A 1,647-nucleotide genomic window follows, 5' to 3' on the forward strand; every position below is an offset into this window, starting at 1 on the left:
GTATGGCAACCAACACAATCGTTGTCTTCCCATATCTTTTTTCCTGCAACTACTGATTTTGTAATTTTGCTTGCATGGCTTAATTCTGGTATTCTATGGACCGTATCAAATGTCAATCCAGTAAAAACCAAAATAGCAAAAAGACCGCCGCCAAAGTAAATATTTCTGGCCATATCTTTGGTAATACGTTCAGTCATTTCTCTTCCTATTTTAAATTCTACCTATAAGTAGTAATTGGAATAGTAGCAGGAATTATTTTAATTCTACCTTTAAGTAGTAATTAAATTTTAATTAATCTAATTGTAGTAGAATACATACAGAGGAATCATATAATGAAACTTAATAATACATCTCAATATGCTATACGAATTTTGGCTTACATTGCAGACCATAAAGAAAAAACTCTCTTTAGCGCAACAGAACTTTCCAATGAATTGAGCATTCCATATAAATTTTTAACTAAAATTATGACAGAACTTGTAAAGGCAGATTTTATAGAGTCTATTCGTGGACGAGAAGGTGGCTTCAAACTTAAAAAAGATGCGTCAGAAATAAAAGTAGATGATATTTTAAATATTTTTAATGACTCTATAAAAGATGAAGAGTGCATCTTAGGCATAGGATTTTGCAACGGTATGTGTAAATGTGCCCTACATGATCAGTGGATGGAACCTAAACTGCTCATGCAAAGAATGTTTCGAGAATCAAGCCTGCGAGATATTGCTGGTAAAGGGTGTAAAATCTAACTTATTTATTTTGCTTGTTTATAGCATCAGGGTTAAATTCACAGCACTCTGATACTGTCTTTTGTGGATATTTTATGTAGTAATATCCATTTCTTATAGTATAAAAACCAAAAATAATCACTGCAACAGCAGCAAGACGAATCATAATATTTCTCAGTTTACCATTTTTATAAATTCCAACGAAAAAGCCAAGACTAAAAAGAGCAGGTACGGTGCTTAATCCAAAAACAAACATTACAACTGCTCCATAAAGAGGGCTTGCTGTACTTGCTGCAGTAATAGCAAAAAAGTAAACTAAACCGCAGGGAAGCAGACCATTTAGCATACCAAGAATAAAAAAGCTCCAAAGGGATTTTGTCTGTAACAACTGACGAAAAGTTTTTGTGTACCAAGAACTACTTGCAAAAGAGTGTTCCACAAGTGTTAAAAATTTAATTTTTCCAGAGAGTGAAAGTCCTGCAAGTATCATAAAAGTACCTGCGATTATAAGTAACATTCCATTTGTAAAGTTATTAAAAGTAGCCACCCCTCCTAAAAATCCAAACATAGCACCAAGAAGGGTATATGTAAAAATACGACCAAAAGAGTAAAGAAGATGCGCAAATGATTGCTTTGTTTTACTCCATTTATCATCTATTTTCGTTGTACTATATGCAACAACAATACCACCACACATACCTATACAGTGTCCAAATGAGCCTAAAAAAGCAATAGTGATAATTGAGAAAAAATTTATAGAATCCATTTCACCACTATCTATTTCTCAAATAAAGTCCAACTGCTTGAAGTTCTTTAGGATTCAAATCTTTACAAACTTTTTTAGAGACAACAAATGCCTTTGCTTTGGCAACTGAATCAAAAGTTTTATCTATCTTTGTACACTTTTTTTCATAGATAATTG

Annotated in this window: 2 protein-coding genes and 1 pseudogene; 1 reads left to right on the top strand and 2 read right to left on the bottom strand. The window is 32.5% G+C overall.

Annotated features, from left to right (window positions below; translation table 11 throughout):
• Positions 1 to 197, bottom strand: a pseudogene (locus tag MVY38_RS00740) (cytochrome c); the annotation flags it as partial.
• Positions 198 to 332: 135 nt separating this feature from the next.
• On the opposite strand from MVY38_RS00740, the gene MVY38_RS00745 reads away from it, so the two are divergent.
• Positions 333 to 746 carry an Rrf2 family transcriptional regulator gene (locus tag MVY38_RS00745; RefSeq protein ID WP_297482356.1) on the top strand — a complete coding sequence of 138 codons (414 nt, stop codon included), beginning with the start codon at positions 333 to 335 and terminating at the stop codon, positions 744 to 746.
• Between the two features lies 1 nt (position 747).
• On the opposite strand, the gene MVY38_RS00750 is transcribed toward MVY38_RS00745, so the two are convergent.
• Entirely contained in the window at positions 748 to 1,491 is a 744-nt protein-coding gene (locus MVY38_RS00750; protein ID WP_297482358.1) for a sulfite exporter TauE/SafE family protein, read from the bottom strand.
• Positions 1,492 to 1,647: the final 156 nt, after the last annotated feature.

Source organism: Sulfurimonas sp., from assembly GCF_027056685.1.
Classification (GTDB): Bacteria; Campylobacterota; Campylobacteria; order Campylobacterales; family Sulfurimonadaceae; genus Sulfurimonas.

Excerpts from the sequence above, each read along its gene's own strand:
- MVY38_RS00750 (WP_297482358.1), bottom strand. The coding sequence starts at position 1,491 with ATGGATTCTATAAATTTTTTCTCAATTATCACTATTGCTTTTTTAGGC.
- MVY38_RS00745 (WP_297482356.1), top strand. The coding sequence starts at position 333 with ATGAAACTTAATAATACATCTCAATATGCTATACGAATTTTGGCTTAC.